This window comes from Pseudoalteromonas sp. T1lg75 (genome assembly GCF_002964705.1).
Lineage (GTDB): Bacteria > Pseudomonadota > Gammaproteobacteria > Enterobacterales > Alteromonadaceae > Pseudoalteromonas.
In genome coordinates this window covers 421,486-438,321 of sequence record NZ_PQCD01000053.1, presented here as the reverse complement: position 1 = coordinate 438,321, position 16,836 = coordinate 421,486, and the positions used below count along the sequence as shown (strand labels likewise).

The following is a 16,836-nucleotide window of genomic DNA, read 5'->3' as shown; positions in this document are numbered from 1 at the left end:
TTCGGTATAGGCCTGGGTTCTTTTCTTTTTAGTCATGAGACACCTCTTTTTCTAACTATAGAAGGTGTCTACTTTTTTTGGGTAAGTCCTAAACATAACGCCGCGTTAAGAGGCAACAAATTGTTGGCTAAAATTAGCGAGGAACGAGCAAAAGCCAACTGTTTTTTGTCCGTTCTTGAGCGCCTTGTTAGGAATACTTACCCACCACGTTTGATTCTATAACCTGTTGAATAGATAACGTCATCTCCAATGCACTGGTTATTTTTAATAGCACTTATTTCCGAACAATGTCCATCCCCAGTTTCTAAGCAAAACTGAAATTGAGTACTTGTTTTAATAGGTTCTTGGATAATGTTTTTAGGTAAAGCAGACCATTTCCACTTTTTGACATTAAGTTTTGCTTGTTTAGCAAAATGCTTGCTAGTTGAGGAAACGATTTTGATATCTTTGATTTCGTTATCGGGAGTAATAACATACTCCACAGAAGCACAACCTTCTTTTCCTGCTCTTGCATCTTCGATGGGGTATAGAGGAGGAAAACGCTCTAAATTTTCCCATTTTTTTGAAAGCAACTCAGCTTCAGTTAATTGTAAACCTTGATATTGTTCCGTTGGTGTCGTTTTGCAACCAACTAAAACAAGTGCCCCTACTATTCCTAAAATATATCGATTCATATCAAACTCCTTTTGTATTCCTAACAGCTTATTAGTGTGAATTCCTGGTTAAGGAAGTTATCCACAACCCCAACTTTTCCCACCAATAAAATTTTTACTTAATAATAACATCAAGTTATCAGGTGTTTTTCTCATGCGCAATCAAGAAACGAGTCAGAAAAAACGAGCCTTTACTTATTCGAGCCTTATGTGGCTCGCTATGTAAATTATTTTCTCATTCAACATCAAAAGGTTAGCATAAATCATCACATAACCGAGCCGGTTTTGTGTGTTACATAGCGTGCCAAAACACCCATAATAGACAGGTTTTTACTTATCCGTGTTTTTAGTGCGATTGGCACTGATCAATCGTCAGGCCCCACTATTGTGTCGGTATAACACTTTCTTTCTCTTTAAGAGCAGGTGTAAACCTCCCCTAATCTCAGGTAAAAAAAGAGCAGCCGTCGGCTGCTCTTTTTATATTGCTAAGCTTAATTTTGCTGAAAAGGATATACCGAGCCAATGGACAATATCTGAGTCAGTTCATCGAGCGCCGTTTGGCTTTCAGTCATCAGGCTGGGATCGGCCAAATCCGTCTCAGAGACTCTGTCACGGTAGTGTTTTTTAACCCAGTCAGACAAAACAGCGTAAAGGCCGTCATCCAACAGGCAGAAGGGATTAACCGCTGCCAGCTCCTGCTGTGACAGTGCAACACGCAAACGCAGACAAGCCGGTCCGCCACCATTTTGCATACTTTGCTTCAGGTCCAGATAGATCACCTCATTTATCGGGTTACTGGCCTTACAAAGCAGTGACAGGTAGCGCTCCACCCTGCCTATGGTCTGGCACTCGCTCGGGGCGATAATGGCCATCCCACCGCTTGGCAGGCTCACTAATTGGCTGTTAAATATATAGCTCTTGATCGCATCGTCCAGGGTCACGTCTGTTGTTTTTACTTCTATCAGGTGCAGAGGACGTGAACCTGAATATCCGTTGCGGATCTGCTCTATCACCGCCTGCTGCTGATAAAACGCCTGCTCATGAAACAGAAACACATTTTCGTTGCCAATGGCTATGACATCGTTGTGAAACACCCCCTGATCGATAACGTCGGGGTTTTGCTGAATAAACAAGGTGCGCTTCGGGTCGAGCTGATGACTGCGTGCTATCGCTTCACTCGCCTGGCGGGTTTGTCTGGCAGGAAACGCGGCGGGCCTAACATTGGAATTCATGTCTTCGCCATAGACAAACAAGGCAAGCCCACTATGACCGTAACTGTCGACCAGCCTGGTGTAGTTTGCCGCCCCCTCATCACCAAAGAGTGAGTGCTGGGGCAAAGGCGGATGATGCACAAAATGCGTATCATCATTAAAGGTGGCACATAGAATTTGCCCCGTGGTTTTCGCCTCGATGGCCCGATGCAGCTTATTATTGAGGTTGGCCGGCGTAAAGTGCACCTTGGCGTCTTGCGTATCACACCCGGGAGAGACGGTCGCAGCGTTGGCTGCCCACATGGATGATGCCGAATAGCAGGCCTTCAACAACATGGGCTCGGTTTTCGCTGCCTTGTCGATCACCGCCGCATCCGAGCCGCTGAAGCCCAGGGCTCTTAGCGTCGCTAAGTCAGGGCGGGCATTGGGCGCCAGCACCCCTTGATACAGCCCCAGCTGTACTAGAGACCACATTTTTTCCAGACCCTGCAGCGCCGCTTGCCTGGGATTAGCGACCTTATTGGCATTGGATTTAGATGCAATATTACCGTACGACAAGCCTGCATAGTTGTGGGTCGGCCCTACCAGGCCATCAAAATTAACCTCGTAATAACTCACTGCTGCCCCCTTTTGGTGCGTGATGCACTATGTTGGTTTTGATTGTTCCCGCGTTGTCGCCCGCTGTTTACTAGCCCATCCCCCCCAGCTCTCCTACACTAAGCGAGCAAAGCGAATTGGGTGTAAAACGTATCGGCGCGATAAAGAGTAGGCAATCAAGTCCTGTGCCAAGGTGCGCAAAAAAGGAACTGGGTGGTTAGGCCGGTGAGCAACTCCCGCAGGGAACCAAGTTCAACACCCGCTAACGGACTTTACCGGCAAGCTGTTCAATGTCCCGATTCAGTCCGCGGTATAGGCCGAGCATAAACAACAGCTCCACCACCACAAACAGCGGGCCTATGATTAAACCGATCAAATCGTCGACGAACGCCGGTTTCTTGCCTTCAAAATAGTGACCAACAAATTGAAATAGCCAGCCGAGCAGGAAGAGCCCAACGCCCCACCCCAGCCATTGTGGCCAGGGTAAGGCGGCCAAGGGTGCCGCGCCCACCAAGGCGGCGGCCATCAGCACCGACATGATTAACCCCAAAGACAGGGATAGAAACAAATAATAAACACAGCTAATGGCAACGACGAGCGCTGCGGGAGTGAGTGTGAGCTCGGGCGTGATCGTAAAGCCATGGCGCGATAACAACACCGCCAAGGCATACACTATCAACGGGATGCCAATAAAGTGAGTGTAAATATTGCGCTTATCCCTATGATAGTGAGCGTAGTTAGCCAGTTGGCTGACAAGTGATTTCATCGTCTCTAACCTGCTTTACGTATATTTCTATAGGTAAAAACCAGTTTAGAGTAAAAAATCTAATCTGCCTACGCCTTTTCCGCCTGGCCGCTATTCACCTGATATTTAAAGGTAAAATAGCTTCTTATCAGCATAAAGATAAGTGTCGCGCCAATAAAGGCCGCCATCATATGATGCAACACCAGGTGGCTGGCAATAAACATGGGGACCTCCTCCCATGACTCCAGCAGCAGGAGTTTAACCAGCAGCAAGGCGTACACAAGGCAATGCAGCCCAAGTGCCAGCTTAAATATTTTCGCCGCCCGCCGGTGCGCCCAGGGCCGAGGTTGACCCAGACCTAAACGCAGCAGTAATAAACCCAGCAATGCCAGCACGATTGAAAGCATACCCAACCCCAACAGTGACGTTTTTACCAGGATCAGGCATAGAATAATGTATAGCCACATGCGCTTTATCCTTGCAGCCGCTGGTAGAGCCCGGAGGCACGACTAATGGGCTGGTTAATGGCAAAAGACAAGGTGCGCATATCGCATATGAGCTCAATATGCTGCTTTGCCCGGGTAATGCCGGTATACACCAGTTGTCGGTTAAGGCGCTGCCCGCCACGACCCAAAGGTGGTAACACCATGGCGGTATGGGCAAATTCAGAGCCTTGCGACTTATGTATGGTCATGGCAAAGACCTTATCGAATCCAGGCAGGCGCCCCGGATCAATGGCCCGGATAGTGCCATCGCTGCCGATAAACATGGCCTTAAGGGTGCCGTCCTCGCCCGGTAAGACAATGCCGATATCGCCATTAAAGAGGCGCAATTGGTAGTCGTTTTGGCTGATCATCAAGGGCATACCAAGATAAAAACGCTGCCTCAAATCGATCAATCCCTGCTGCGCCAAACGCTGCTCAATGCGTTGATTAAGCTGTTGCACGCCAAAGGGCCCCTCGCGCAGCGCCGCCAGCAATTGATACTGAGCAAAGGCCTGATGCACGGTTTTGGCATCCATCCCCTCGCCGGCCAAGGTTAAATAGGCGCTATAATGCTGTGCGGCTCGGTCGATAAGCTGGGAATAAAAGCCCTCGTGCAAATCGAAATAGCTGATGTCGTTGGCATCGCTTTGCAACAGTTGTTTGGCGGTGCCTTGCTCGGCGCGGTTGACCGCGTAGGCCAGACGGCCAATGCCACTGCCCTGGGCAAAGCGGTAACTGTGCTGCAAAAAGGCAATATTGTCGCACAGTAGATAGGAGGTTTGCTGCTGGCTGTGATACTGGTGCTCCCCGCACAGACTCGTCAAATGCTGCGCCCAGGTGGCGCTGTAATTGGGTAACTGACCAAGCTGACACTGGCAGCACAGGTCGGCCATGATATTACCACTGTCCACCGAGCTTAATTGATCTTTATCGCCAAGCAAGATCAGCCGGGTGTGTGGCGCCAAGGCATCGACCAGCTTGGCCATCAAGCTGATATCTATCATGGAGGCCTCATCGACTACGACCAAGTCCGCATGCACCGGGTTGGCGCGGTTATGACGGAATTGATTGGAGTATGGCAAGGTACCGAGCAATCGGTGCAGGGTTTGTGCCTGCTCGGGGATAAGCGCGGCCACATCCTCACCCACCTGAGGTAAGTCCAATTTAGCCCCCTGAATGGACTCGCTTAAACGCGCTGCGGCCTTACCCGTGGGCGCTACCAGCTCGATATGCAGCGGCGCCTCACGATACAGGGATTGTAAAATGGCCAAAAGCCGGGTCACTGTGGTTGTTTTACCTGTGCCCGGACCGCCGCTGATCACACAGAACTTGCGCATCGCCGCGGTGGCACAGGCGACCTTCTGCCAATTTGGGCTTTGCTCGTCGTCGGCGCCAAAATACAGCGCAATCAGCTCCGCCAAACGTGCTGTATCTAACGCTAGTGGCGCGCTGGCCAAGCTACTAAAGCGCTGTGCCAGTAGCGCCTCATACTCATCATAACGAGCCAGATACAGGGCGTTGTCGCGCAGACGCAGGGGCATTTGCTCGCCAATACAGCGTAATTGCGACAGCCCCAGCTCTATGTTCACGCAGAGGTCAAGATGCGGCTCAAGAGATCTAACATCAAGAGCGAAAGGATTGGCGGCATCGACTCTGCTTAAGTCCAGACAAGAGTGTTGCTCGTTCATGGCCTTAAGCAGCAATAAAATCACATAGAAGCCCATTTCATTGCCGCCGTGCAGGGGCTCGCCAACCAACAGCTTGGCTAGCTCGATATCTACGGTACGCACTTTATCCTGCGCTTGTAATAACTCAATCACCACGCTCTCCTTGGGCGAATAAGGCATCCAGTTGCTTAATTTCATTTATGCTAAAGGCTTTGCCGTACACCCCTTGTTGCTCCGGCATGGCGCGCATAAAGGTGTAGATCATCCCGCCCAAGTGACGCTCCGGATCATAATCCGGCAAACGTTTTTGCAATAAGCGATGCAGGGCCACCATATAAATGGCCCCTTGGACATGATAGCTGTGCGCATTCATGGCATGCGTGAGCGCATTCTGATCATAATCAAGGGCGCTATCACCCAGGTAATTTGATTTATAATCCAGTACATAATAACGACCTTCATAGCAAAAAATAAGGTCGATAAAGCCCTTTAAGACGCCCTTCACGCGGTCAAAATCAAAATCGAAATCATAGCCAAACAGACTTAACATGGTGTGGTTAAAGGCCGTTGGCTCCAGCTCAACAAGGGGTAAATGAAATTCCATTTCCACCAGACAGTGCCCGTCTTGAAGCGCCCCCAGGCTGAGGCCGCTGTCATTAAGGGGGCAACGGACTATATCCACCATCCACTGCTGCACGAGGGGTAACCAGCGTTCATCCAGGGCGTACTTGTGCAGGCTCTGCTCACACACCTGCTCCAGCTGAGCTAGCGCCGATATCTCGCCATTGGCGACTCCAGCGAAGGAAATTTGCTCGAGAATATCGTGCAAACAACTGCCCGGCCCCGGGCCTTTGGGGAATTCATAACTGCTGAGCCCAGCCTCATCACCTCTACTGCTTGGGTATAAATACTGCTCCATGCGATGGTCTTCATCGTCGTCGCCACCTCCGGCGCCAAAACTCGGCGCTTCATGGCGTTTATAGCTTAAGGCACTAAAGCTGGTCGCCCGCCAATGCCGCTCTATACCCGCCGGTGGCGTAGCAACCTCCAAGGCAAGCTCATTACTGTGCGCCAGTGTCACCTCGGACTCGGGTACCTGCTCGGTGTTTATCAAGGCCATATCGGCGTTAGTGGCGACCTTGTCCGCCAATAAGGCATAGAAGTCCGCCTGCGGCTCGGCCTCACTAAATAGCAAATAGCCCAAGGCGCAGCTTTGCATCTGCGAGCGTCCCCACTGGCCTATGCCGTACATTCCCAAAGCGCAATGATAGATGGCGCGGGTCAGCGCCACATACAGCAAACGCAGGTCTTCGGCCAAACGCTCACGTTCGGCGGCTACCATGGCCTGCTCGCCCTGGGCCAGATCCAAGCGTAACTCACCGTCGCTATGATAATAAGCCAAGGCGGCATTGCGATAACTCTGCGCAAAAGGCATAAAGACGATGGGGTATTGCAGGCCCTTAGAGGCGTGCATGGTAACGATTTGCACCAGCTGCGCATCGGTTTCCAGGCGCAGCTGGGCGCTGTCGCCCTCACCATGTTCGCTGCTTAGCTGCTGATGAAAATAGCTGAGCAGGCGCGTGGTGCCATCGAGTTCGATTTGCTTATGTTGGAGGATTTCGCCGAGATGACGAAAATCCGTTAACGCCCGTTGCACATCCCAACCCAGGTCGTGCCAGCGCTGAGGGAGGTTATTTTGCCATAACAGCTGCTCAAGCATGGCCAGGGCGCCGTCGGCATACCAACGCCGTCTTAGCTCGGCAAATTCTTGTAATAACTCGCTCCAGCGCTGCTGATCATCACCCAGGGCGTAGATCTCTGCCGCCGAAAAGTTATAAAAAGGTCCGCTCAACATACCGCGTAGCAAGCGTTCATCGTAAGGTCCGTGCAGCACGCTTAACAGGCGATACAAGTGCTGCGCCAGGGGCTGCTTAAAGACACTCTCACGCGCCAGATAAACACTGGCCACCCCAGCCTCGGCCAGGGCTTTTTTCATCAGCGCCGCCTCACGACGGTCGCGCACCAGAATGCAAAAGTCACCGGCACAGGGAGACGTCTCACCCAGGGTTAAACGCCCCTGCTGCGCCTCGGCCAGCAGATAATGGATACGCTTGGCAAAACTTTCCGCCAAGGCTCCCTGCCCCTGCTCCTTAGAGAGGATCTCAGCGCCGCCGCCATGCCAGATAAATTCCATCGCCGCCAATGGCTTGCCATCAAGGCATAACTGCTCTTTCTTGCCCTTGGCTTTAACCTTGAAAAACGGAATTTCATCGTTGTAAATAAAGCTCTGGGGATGACCGCTGAAAAGGTCGTTCACACAGCCCACCAGCTCTGTACTGGATCTGTGATTGACCGCCAGGGTATACAAACGCTGCTTATCGAGTTGTCGCTTAGCATCGATATAGGTAAAGATATCGGCGCCACGGAAACCATAAATGGCCTGTTTGGGGTCGCCTATCATGGTCAGGCCGCTCACCGCCGAAGTCAGGGGGCGATAGAGGGTATTAAAAATGCCGTATTGGACGGGGTCGGTGTCCTGGAACTCATCGATCATCGCCACCGGATACTGGCTGCGTATTTGCCGGGCCAGCCCCCCCTCGCTGTCGTTGCCCAGGGCCTGATAGAGACCGCTAAGCAGGTCGTCCGGAGCCAATAATTGCTGGCGTTTTTTCGCCGTTTGCACATGCGTACGGACATAATCCAAGGCATAAACACACAATAGCTGGGCCAAGGACCTGCCAAAGCCGGCACTGAGCTGGCTCAAGCGTTCGAATTCCGGCACCAACTCATGAGTAAAAAGAGTGCCATTTTTCTTGTAAATTCCCGGGTCTTGTAATGACTCGCCGGACCAGAGTTCAAAGGACTGCTTGGCCTTACCCAGCGCCAGCTCAAGGTCGTCGCTGTGGGCAAAAGCCTGCAGACCGGCGACATTGGCCTTATGTTTGGGTTTGGCATTCCCCTTGATATCGCTGGCGGCCAGGGCACTGAAGAAATCGCCGTTGCGCAGCGCGTGCTTAAACGGCTCAAGGGCCTCAAGGTATTGCGCTTGCTGCTGCCAAACCTGCGCTAATGCCTGCTGCGGGTCGTCAAAGGCGGGCTCCAAAACCAGTTGCTCGCGGTTAATTAGCGGGCTCAGGGTTTTTAGCAAGGTGTAAGGCGATGGATAATGCGCCAACACCGCTTGTACCTGCTGCGCCGATAAGGGATAAACGAATTGACGCCAAAAGTCGAACACCGCTTGTTGTTGCAGCTCACTTTCATCCAGGACGAAATGCAGGTTAAAGGCCATATTCGAGGCAAAAGCGTGCTGTTTTAACATCCGCTGACAAAAGCCATGAATGGTGAAAATGGCGCTGTCATCCAGGGATTTGGCCGCCGCATCCAAAAGGTTATAGGCCTGCTGCTTCTGCTCTACCTGAGCCAATAATTGCTGTACCAGCTCATCGCTACTTGCTTTGCCTAGCAGCACTTCCTTAGCCTCGGTGATACGGGCACGGACCCTGTCTTTGATCTCACTGGTGGCCGCCTCGGTAAAGGTCACCACCAGGATTTGTTCTACGCTTAAAGGCTCGCCGTCACTGCCATCGGTCTGCTGGTACATACCCAACAAGTAACGCAGGTATAAGCCGGTAATGGTGTAGGTCTTACCCGTCCCGGCGCTGGCTTCAATCAGCTGCTGCCCGAGCAAGGGCAAGCTGAGGGGATCAAGAATCTGCATATTTTTCTTCCTCAGCCAATTCATTGATGGGGGCTAATAACTGCTGCGCCCAGTCGCAAAACTCCTGCTCGCATTGATATAAATCTCGGTAGTCGGCGCTAATATAGGGGTCGGCGCGCTCCGGCACGCCGATATAGGCACCGACAAATTTTGTATTGGCCTTGCCGATGTCACCCTGTTGTAACCATTCCCAGGCACTGATAGGGAAAAATGCCGGGCTGCGTGTTTGTGCCTCACGGTATAGCGCCAGCCAGGGCAACAGCAGTTGCTCGGCATGACCCACCGTGACCGGTGCAAAACGCACCTGCTCGTCCAGGCCCATCACAATAGTGGTGACGGCCTGGCCACTTAATTGCGCCAGTAGGTGATAAATAAAGCCCTTGATGCGGTCTTTGGGTTTAATACTGGCGCTGCGATAAAACACCTGCTCGTTGGCATAGATATGGCTCAGCCAGCCCTGTATCTGGTGACCGCCGACGTTGACATCCACTTCCACCAGCTGGGGTTGTTGTGCGCCGAGGCGCATCTGCACCTGCTGCGCTAACGGCGTAATGCGGGTTTTTAACTGCCCCAGCGTCACCTCAGCCATGATCCCCTGAGGTAACACGCCGCGTTGAATTAGCTCAGCATCGTCCACCTCCGTGCCGTTAACGGCGCATTCAAGCAGCTCATCGAGCAACTGATAACGGGCCAGCGCCTCCAGGGTGAAATGTTCATTATCATCGCTACCCTCATCTATATCGGCAATGCGCACCGCCAGCACTTGCTGGTAGAAAAATTGCTGGGTTCGGGTGGCACAATGGACTAAAGCATCGAGCTCGATAATGGACTCAGCGGGAGCGGCAAGCGGCTGTGGCTCACCCTGCTCTTGCCCCTCTTTATAGGCCAAGGCCCAAATGGGATTGAAGCTTTGCCAGCTTCCCTGACTTTGGTAGTAGTCGCTGTGAAACGGCTGCAAATGATGCACCGCGGTCAGCGCGGCGCTTACCGCCGTTTCCTGATCGGGATAATAAAAACAGCGATCGATATATTCACATAACTCGCTTAACAAAATTGAGGGCATGCGCTCACTGTTATCTCGGCTTGAACGGCCAATATAGCTAAGGTACACGCTGTCACGGGCACTCAGTAGCGCCTCTAAAAACAAGTATCTGTCATCCAGGCGCCGCGAGCGGTCGCCCTTACGGCGCTTGCTAAAGGGCACCAGATCGAAGCCGATAGGCTGAACGTTACGGGGATAATCCGCATCATTTAAGCCAAGAATACACACCTTTTTAAAGGGCACAGCCCGCATCGGCATCAGGGTACAGAAGTTCACCTGCCCCATCAAAAAGCGCTGACCCACGCCCTTGTCGTCAATGCCCTGTTGCAGCAGGTTCACAAACACCCGCTGCGAAATAGCGCCAAGATAGTCACCGTTGTAATAATGTTTATCTATGCTGGTAAACAGGCTGTCCATGGTCGCCAAATCCACGGCGCTAAGGCTGTCGCCGGCAAACATTTGCTCCAGTACCTGGCGCATGGCCGTGACTTTTTGCGCCAAGTCGGCGTCTGGGCTAAGCAAGGCTTTGGCGTCAAGCAAAGCATTGATAAAGCTCAGCAGCTTGCTCAGGATTTCGCTGTTCATGCCCTCCACCGCATCGGCGGGATACAAGCCCATATAGGAGTGTGATTTGGTGGCCATGCCCAGCAACAGGCGCTGCAACCCCAATTGCCAGGTATTCAGTGCCAGCGTAGGCAGCGCAAATTCACTTTTATGCTCGCCGTCTATGCCCCATTTAACGCCGACCTGCTCAAGCCAGACATGGCATTGCTGTAATTCCTGCTCGGACAAGGCAAAACGCTCGCTGATGGCCCCTATTTGCAGCAGGTCCATCAGTTCGCTGACGCCAAACCGGCTAAAGGGTAAGTTCGCCAGCACCAAAATGGCATTGAGTAAGGGACGCTCCTGGGCGATGGATAAATCGGCGATGGCATAGGGAATATGACGGGCGCCCTTGGCACCGCCAAAAACCGCTTCGATAAAGGGGCTGTACTGGCCAACATCTGGCATCATCACGATAATGTCTTTGGGCGTGAGGCTCGGGTCCTTGGCAAATTCCCGCAACAAATGGTCATGCAAACATTCCACTTCCCTTAGTTGCGTATGACAATTGGCCAGCTGCACCGAGGTGTCGTCATCGCGCACCGGCATCTTGCCGTCATCGCTGACAAACCACTGGTTGTCTTCTGCCAGGCTTTGGCCCTTAAAGGCCAGCTCATACACTTCTTTTTGTAACTGACCAAGCAAATGCGGGGCAAATTCATCGTCGAAACCGTCTAACCATTTGCCATCCAGTTGGATTAACTGCTCCAGATAATCCCGTCCCAGCTTGCCCCAGGACGCTAATAAAGGATTGCCAACAATATAGTAATGGGCGGCCTCGGCGGCGTCGAGTTGTGGCTTGACCTGATAGCGGCTGTTGATCTTGGCCAGGGTTTTCTCATCAACCAGATCGCCCCAATAATGCTCGCTTGGGTTAAAAAGAAAGATCAGCACCTGGGTGTGTTGCGCCAGGGCGTTAAACACCTCTAACTGCGACTGAGCCAAAGCCGAGATGCCAAATAAACAGATACGCGGTGGCAATTGCACTTTGCCGCCTTCTAGCGCAGTCATCAAGGCATCATGCATATTGGCGCGATGATAAGGACTTTGCTGACGCTCGGCCACGGCCGCAACCAGGCTGCGCCATAAATCCGGCTGCCAGGGGGCATGGGCGATGTCCACTTCCTCCAGCTCATCCTCGCCCTGCTCCCATATTTGCAGCCACTGGGGCCGATACATCAAATAATGGTCAAAAACGTCGGCAATTTTTTCACACAAGGCATGGCGTTTACTGCCATCGCTATCATCCTCTAAGTAGCTAGCGAGCGCCTGATAAAGAGGCTGAGACAGCTTTTGCTCCAGCAATTCATAGAGTTTCCAGGCCATATTGGCCTTATTAAAGGCGGACTCTTCTGGCACCCCCGGCAGCACCTGCTGGTACAAAGACCAGATAAAGCTTGAGGGTAAGGGAAAGTCGACCTGAGCGCAGACACCCAGTTGCTTGGTAAGCTCGAGCTTGAGCCACTGCGACATACCTGGGGAGTGCACCAACACCAGCTCCCGAGCGAAAATATCCTCGCTACTGGGGGTTGCGAGCAACGCACATAATTGCGCGCTGAGGATCTCCATGCGATTAGACTGAATGATATGCAGCATGCGTAACGGCGGTTAAGGGATAAAGGCCCAGTGTACGCAATTTTTTATCGATACTCTAGGCCACTGTAACATAAGGTGAATTAGCCCCTTAGGTTTGCAAAAAACGCGATTATGCAGTACCTTTCAAGCTTTCTCGGTGAAATTTTCACAGGGTGTGAATATGCGTTTAATCGTCTCCAGTTTACTGTGTGCCGGCATCTTGGCCTGCGCCGTTTTATTTTTTACGCAAGCCAACTCCAGTCGCACGCCGTTGTCGCAACTCCTGCTCCAGGCACAGACCCTATCACCGCAAATCCAAGGGCGAATTGCCATGGGCGATACCCGCCTTGCCAATGTAAAAGTCACCCGGACCTTATCCATAGGCGAGCAGCATTTTGTCAGCCAGGCGATCACCGACGAGCAAGGCCAGTTTAGTTTTGCCGCCCTCACTTCGGATGAACCCCTTTTAGGGCGCTCAACAGACAGACTGTGGCAGGACATTAGTCTTTATTATCAGGGCCAGCAATATGTGCTCTGGTACACCGCCATCGACCATGAAATGGATAATTTTGTTGTTCAAGAAACCCTGTCACAGCTTGATTGCAACCTGTTGTGGGGAGAGGATGAGTTCAGCATTAATGACAAGCGCCGCCTAGGTCTGCCGGTCAATGTGTATTCTATCTGCGACTTAGCGCCGGAGCAGGTACAAAAAAAGCCGCTCATTTGAGCGGCTAAGTCAGGGTTGTCTAATCAGAATTCAAGCAACAAGCAGGTCATTACTTGCCGACTAGCTTAAGTAATTGATATTGCAGTTTAATGACATCCGTCATAAAAATGAGACTTAAATCACCACCGCTTTATACCCGTTACTTAAGATCGATTTGCCACACGCTTACCGAACCGGAAATTTCATTGCCCACCACCAATAGCGGCATACCATTAGGGCTGTGCTCGGCGCTGATAAAACGCATACCCTCCGGGGCCAGATCACCGGTGATATCGGCGCCTTCAACCAGGCCGCGGTTGCTGACGTAGTTTTTAAACTTTACGTCGAATGGGTTGGTGATGTCATACACCATGATGCCACTCATGCGCTCCAGGCCGACAAAGGCATAGGTACGACCCTGCACTTGACCCACGGCCAGGGCTTCGGGCTCCGCGCCTTTGGCGTCTGAGCGCGTATCCCCTTCGTTTTCGTCTTCATTGTTGTTAAAGGCACTGCCGTGAATCGCCGCAGTAATACGACCGACATCGTCACCTGAGTCATACACCAGGCCGGTATTGGCATCCCAGATAGAGAATGAACGGGCACCATAGGCATACAGTTGCTCATAACGACCATCCATGTCGGCATCACCGCGCACCGTGGTCACCAGCAAACGACCAATGTCGTCATCATCGTTATTTACATAGGCAAAATTATCGGCCAGATCTAAGTCTTCAACACGGGACTCATCGATATAGGCCAAACAGCCATCGTCTTCATCAAACTCTAAACCGCCCTCTGCCAAACAGCTGGCTGCATCGGCAGAATCAAAGAAGTATTCGCGACCATCGCCCTCATTTGCCGAGACCACAAAATCGGCGCCCTGCCACTGGTAGGTGGCAATGGTATCCGGTTGATACATGCCATACAGGCCCGGGTATTGTTGGAAGTTAATGCCGCCGTCTTTATCCGAGGCATCAATTAACAAGTTACCCCAGTCCTTAAAGCCCAGAGCACGTACTTCCAATGTCATATTTTCAAGGTCCAACACGGCCAAGGCATTGTTTTCCTGCAAGGACACATAAGCGGTTTTACTGTCGGCGCTCACGGCCACGTATTCTGGCTCGAGATCCATGGCCACCGTGGTATTGATCAACTGTCCTTTGATGGTGCGCCCGGTTGGGTTGGCAAACACCACACCTTGGGCTTCAAGTTCCGCTTGTTGGTCATTGAATTGACTAAAGCCTAACATGCTGGCCTGCTCGGCAGGTTTACCGGCCTCGATGGCGATCACTGAGATTGAGCCCTCGGGGTCGATGCTATAATCGCCCGCCGGCTCACCTTCGTTGGCCACCACCACCTTGGTGCCATCCGGTGTAAAGGTCACCATGTCCGGCAGGTAACCCACCTCAACATTGTGCAAAAACTGCGGCGCATCACCGCTGATATCATAAAAGGCCACCTGACCCTTTACCCCGGTCTCGCCGGCCATGGCCACGGCCAATAAATCGTTATTGGCATCGATGGCAATGCTGTTGGCATCACCCGCTGTATTTGCCGACACATCTATCGTGGTGGTGATGTCCAAATTGGTGTTACTGATCACCCCTTCGTTATCGGCCACCAAGGCAGCGGTATCGAAGTTATCCGCGGCAATAATTTCCACTGTAGCGGTATCGCCCGAGCTGTTAATAGCATAAATTTGTTGGGTGCGGGCATGGTAAGCGACTATCTCCGCCGCTCCTTCCGGTGACTCGGCGTTAAGTACCGCACGACCCACTAGGGTTAGCTCCAGATCACCGCTGATACTAGCACCTGACTCACCCTGCTCACCCTGCGGCCCTTGTGGTCCGGTTGCACCCACGCTGCCGTCATCACCATCAAGTGAACAGCCCGCCAATACGCTGGCCAAAGTTAACGCTATTAATGTTTTTTTCATAACCCTGTCTCAATTGTTGTAAGAAATAGAAAGGGCTAAGTAAATAGTCGGAAGGTGACAATACAATGGCATCGCCATGAAAGGAGGATGACGATTTTATGGCAACGCCTCAACACTCAGGCGTTGCCAGTGGGGGTTAGATTAGTTCAGCAAGCATGTCTTCACTATATGGAGTCAGCGCCTGCTGGCCCTTGACCTTGGCTATCAAATCCGGATTGGCGATAAAGGGGCGGCCTATGGCCAACAAGTCAAAGCGTTCATTGGCAATGGCCTCGGCCCCCTGCTCCGGGGTATAACTACCGACACCCACCAAGGTGCCTTTATAGCGTTTGCGTAAATAATCCGAAGCGCGTCCACCGAGATAATCAAATTCCATGGCATCATCGAAAATACCCAGATGCAAAAAGGCCAGCTCCCGTTGATTGAGCTCCTGCAACAGATAATCAAAGGTCTGGGTGTCTTCGCTGTCGCCCGGCTCAAGCAGGAAGTAGGCGCCGGGAGAAAGGCGTAAACCAACACGCTCGCCACCAATACGGGCGCTAGTGGCATCAACCACTTCTAAGGCAAAGCGAGCGCGATTTTCGGCGCTGCCGCCGTAGCGGTCGTCGCGTTGGTTAACGCTGTGATGCAAAAACTGATCGATAAGATAGCCGTTGGCGCCATGGATCTCGACACCGTCGAAACCTGCGGCAATGGCGTTTTCTGCCGCTTGGGCGTAGTCGTTAACAAGTTCGGCTATTTGCTCCAAGGTAGCCGCTTTCGGAGTCTGGTAACTAAGCTCTCGCATTCTTGGTACCGTGCCTTCAATCCCGATGGCACTGGCACTTAACACCTCGCCATCAAAAAAGTGCGGATGGGCAACGCGGCCAACATGCCATAACTGACAGAAGATTTTCCCGCCCTTGGCATGCACCTCATCGGTCACCTTACGCCACCCGGCTATTTGCGCCTCGCTAAAAATGCCAGGCACATTGGGATAGCCTTGGCCATCGGGGCGAATAATGGTGGCTTCGCTGATGATCAACCCCGCATCCGCCCGGCGCCCGTAGTACTCGGCCATGGCCTGAGTGGGAACCAAATCATCATCGGCCATACAGCGCGTGAGTGGTGCCATCAAGACGCGATTGCTAAGGTTCATTTCCGAGGATAAAGAATAGGGTTGCAACAATAAATCCGACATAAATGACTCAATAGTTATTTGAATATCCAATCAAGATAAGGACTCTTGAATGAACATTCAAGTATATCCGGAAAATAAATGATACTATCTTATGCATCATAAAAATAAGGGACCTCAACGCCCATGCGCAGTGCCGAGTTCGACCGCTCCCATGTCTTAGAACAAGCCATGCATACCTTTATGGAGCATGGCTACGCCAAAGCGAGTATGCAGAAGTTAACCCAGGCTACCGGTTTGCACCCGGGCTCTATTTACTGCGCCTTTGGCAGTAAAAAGGGGTTGTTTATCGAGGCGGTTAGCTATTACCACCAGCAAAAATTGCTGGCCTTTGAAGCTCTTTTTAGTGATGACCAAGCGGTGTTGGCGAGCCTAAAACAATTACTCGCTAATACGGTGCAGGAGTGTGTGCAAAACACCTGTGCCAAGGTGTGTCTGTTAACTCGCTCGCTTAATGAAATTGAAGGGCAAGACCCGGAAATAGCACAACTACTCGCCACTAACTTGCAACAAATTGAGCACAGCCTTGGCGAGCAAATCGCTCGCGCCCAGCGCCAAGGTGAGGCCATTAGCGACGAAGCACCCTTAGCCCTCGCGCGCTTTATCACCATGGGTATTTACGGTATGCGCACCTACGCCTTTACCAACGCCGATCAAAACATTTTAGAGCAGATGTCGGCTCAGCTACTGCGAGCCATTCAAAAACACTGACTTGATA

12 protein-coding genes are annotated in these 16,836 nt (G+C 51.9%); 3 read left to right on the top strand and 9 right to left on the bottom strand.

What is annotated here, in order from left to right; translation table 11 throughout:
* Positions 1-222: hypothetical protein (locus C2M36_RS17030; protein WP_234399182.1), on the top strand; the 222-nt coding region annotated here is incomplete at its 5' end.
* Here the strand turns inward: C2M36_RS17030 and C2M36_RS14565 are convergent.
* From C2M36_RS14565 to recC, 7 genes are all read right to left on the bottom strand, one after another.
* Complete coding sequence (locus C2M36_RS14565; RefSeq protein WP_105255511.1) at positions 198-674, bottom strand: energy transducer TonB; 477 nt, start codon at positions 672-674, stop codon at positions 198-200. The genes C2M36_RS17030 and C2M36_RS14565 overlap by 25 nt on opposite strands.
* 470 nt (positions 675-1,144) lie before the next feature.
* The gene (gene astB / locus C2M36_RS14560) at positions 1,145-2,482 is read right to left on the bottom strand and encodes an N-succinylarginine dihydrolase (RefSeq protein WP_105255510.1); all 1,338 of its coding nucleotides are present in this window, start codon (positions 2,480-2,482) and stop codon (positions 1,145-1,147) included.
* 241 nt (positions 2,483-2,723) lie between these two features.
* On the bottom strand, positions 2,724-3,227 hold the full coding sequence (locus C2M36_RS14555) for an Mpo1 family 2-hydroxy fatty acid dioxygenase (protein ID WP_105255509.1): 504 nt from the start codon (positions 3,225-3,227) through the stop codon (positions 2,724-2,726).
* A gap of 68 nt (positions 3,228-3,295) precedes the next feature.
* Positions 3,296-3,673: a hypothetical protein gene (locus C2M36_RS14550; protein ID WP_105255508.1), complete on the bottom strand. Its 378-nt coding sequence runs from the start codon at positions 3,671-3,673 to the stop codon at positions 3,296-3,298.
* Between the two features lie 5 nt (positions 3,674-3,678).
* Positions 3,679-5,511 (bottom strand): exodeoxyribonuclease V subunit alpha, encoded by a 1,833-nt coding sequence (recD, locus tag C2M36_RS14545; protein WP_105255507.1) that lies wholly within the window; start codon positions 5,509-5,511, stop codon positions 3,679-3,681.
* Positions 5,504-9,076 carry an exodeoxyribonuclease V subunit beta gene (gene recB, locus C2M36_RS14540; protein WP_105255506.1) on the bottom strand — a complete coding sequence of 1,191 codons (3,573 nt, stop codon included), beginning with the start codon at positions 9,074-9,076 and terminating at the stop codon, positions 5,504-5,506. The genes recD and recB overlap by 8 nt, the downstream gene beginning before the upstream one ends.
* A complete protein-coding gene (gene recC, locus C2M36_RS14535) occupies positions 9,063-12,317 on the bottom strand; it encodes an exodeoxyribonuclease V subunit gamma (protein WP_105255505.1) in 3,255 nt (1,084 codons plus the stop codon). The genes recB and recC overlap by 14 nt, the downstream gene beginning before the upstream one ends.
* A 136-nt stretch (positions 12,318-12,453) precedes the next feature.
* Here recC and C2M36_RS14530 point away from each other — a divergent pair, with 136 nt between their 5' ends.
* Complete coding sequence (locus C2M36_RS14530) at positions 12,454-13,023, top strand: DUF6795 domain-containing protein (protein ID WP_158678958.1); 570 nt, start codon at positions 12,454-12,456, stop codon at positions 13,021-13,023.
* 139 nt (positions 13,024-13,162) lie between these two features.
* Here C2M36_RS14530 and C2M36_RS14525 read toward each other — a convergent pair whose 3' ends face one another.
* Together C2M36_RS14525 and C2M36_RS14520 are read right to left on the bottom strand one after the other, a co-directional pair.
* Positions 13,163-14,941 carry a choice-of-anchor I family protein gene (locus tag C2M36_RS14525; protein ID WP_105255503.1) on the bottom strand — a complete coding sequence of 593 codons (1,779 nt, stop codon included), beginning with the start codon at positions 14,939-14,941 and terminating at the stop codon, positions 13,163-13,165.
* 136 nt (positions 14,942-15,077) lie between these two features.
* Positions 15,078-16,121, bottom strand: a complete 1,044-nt coding sequence (locus tag C2M36_RS14520) for an alkene reductase (protein WP_105255502.1) — start codon at positions 16,119-16,121, stop codon at positions 15,078-15,080.
* Positions 16,122-16,244: 123 nt separating this feature from the next.
* Between C2M36_RS14520 and C2M36_RS14515 the strand changes: the two genes are divergently transcribed.
* Positions 16,245-16,829: a TetR/AcrR family transcriptional regulator gene (locus C2M36_RS14515; RefSeq protein ID WP_105255501.1), complete on the top strand. Its 585-nt coding sequence runs from the start codon at positions 16,245-16,247 to the stop codon at positions 16,827-16,829.
* Positions 16,830-16,836: the final 7 nt, after the last annotated feature.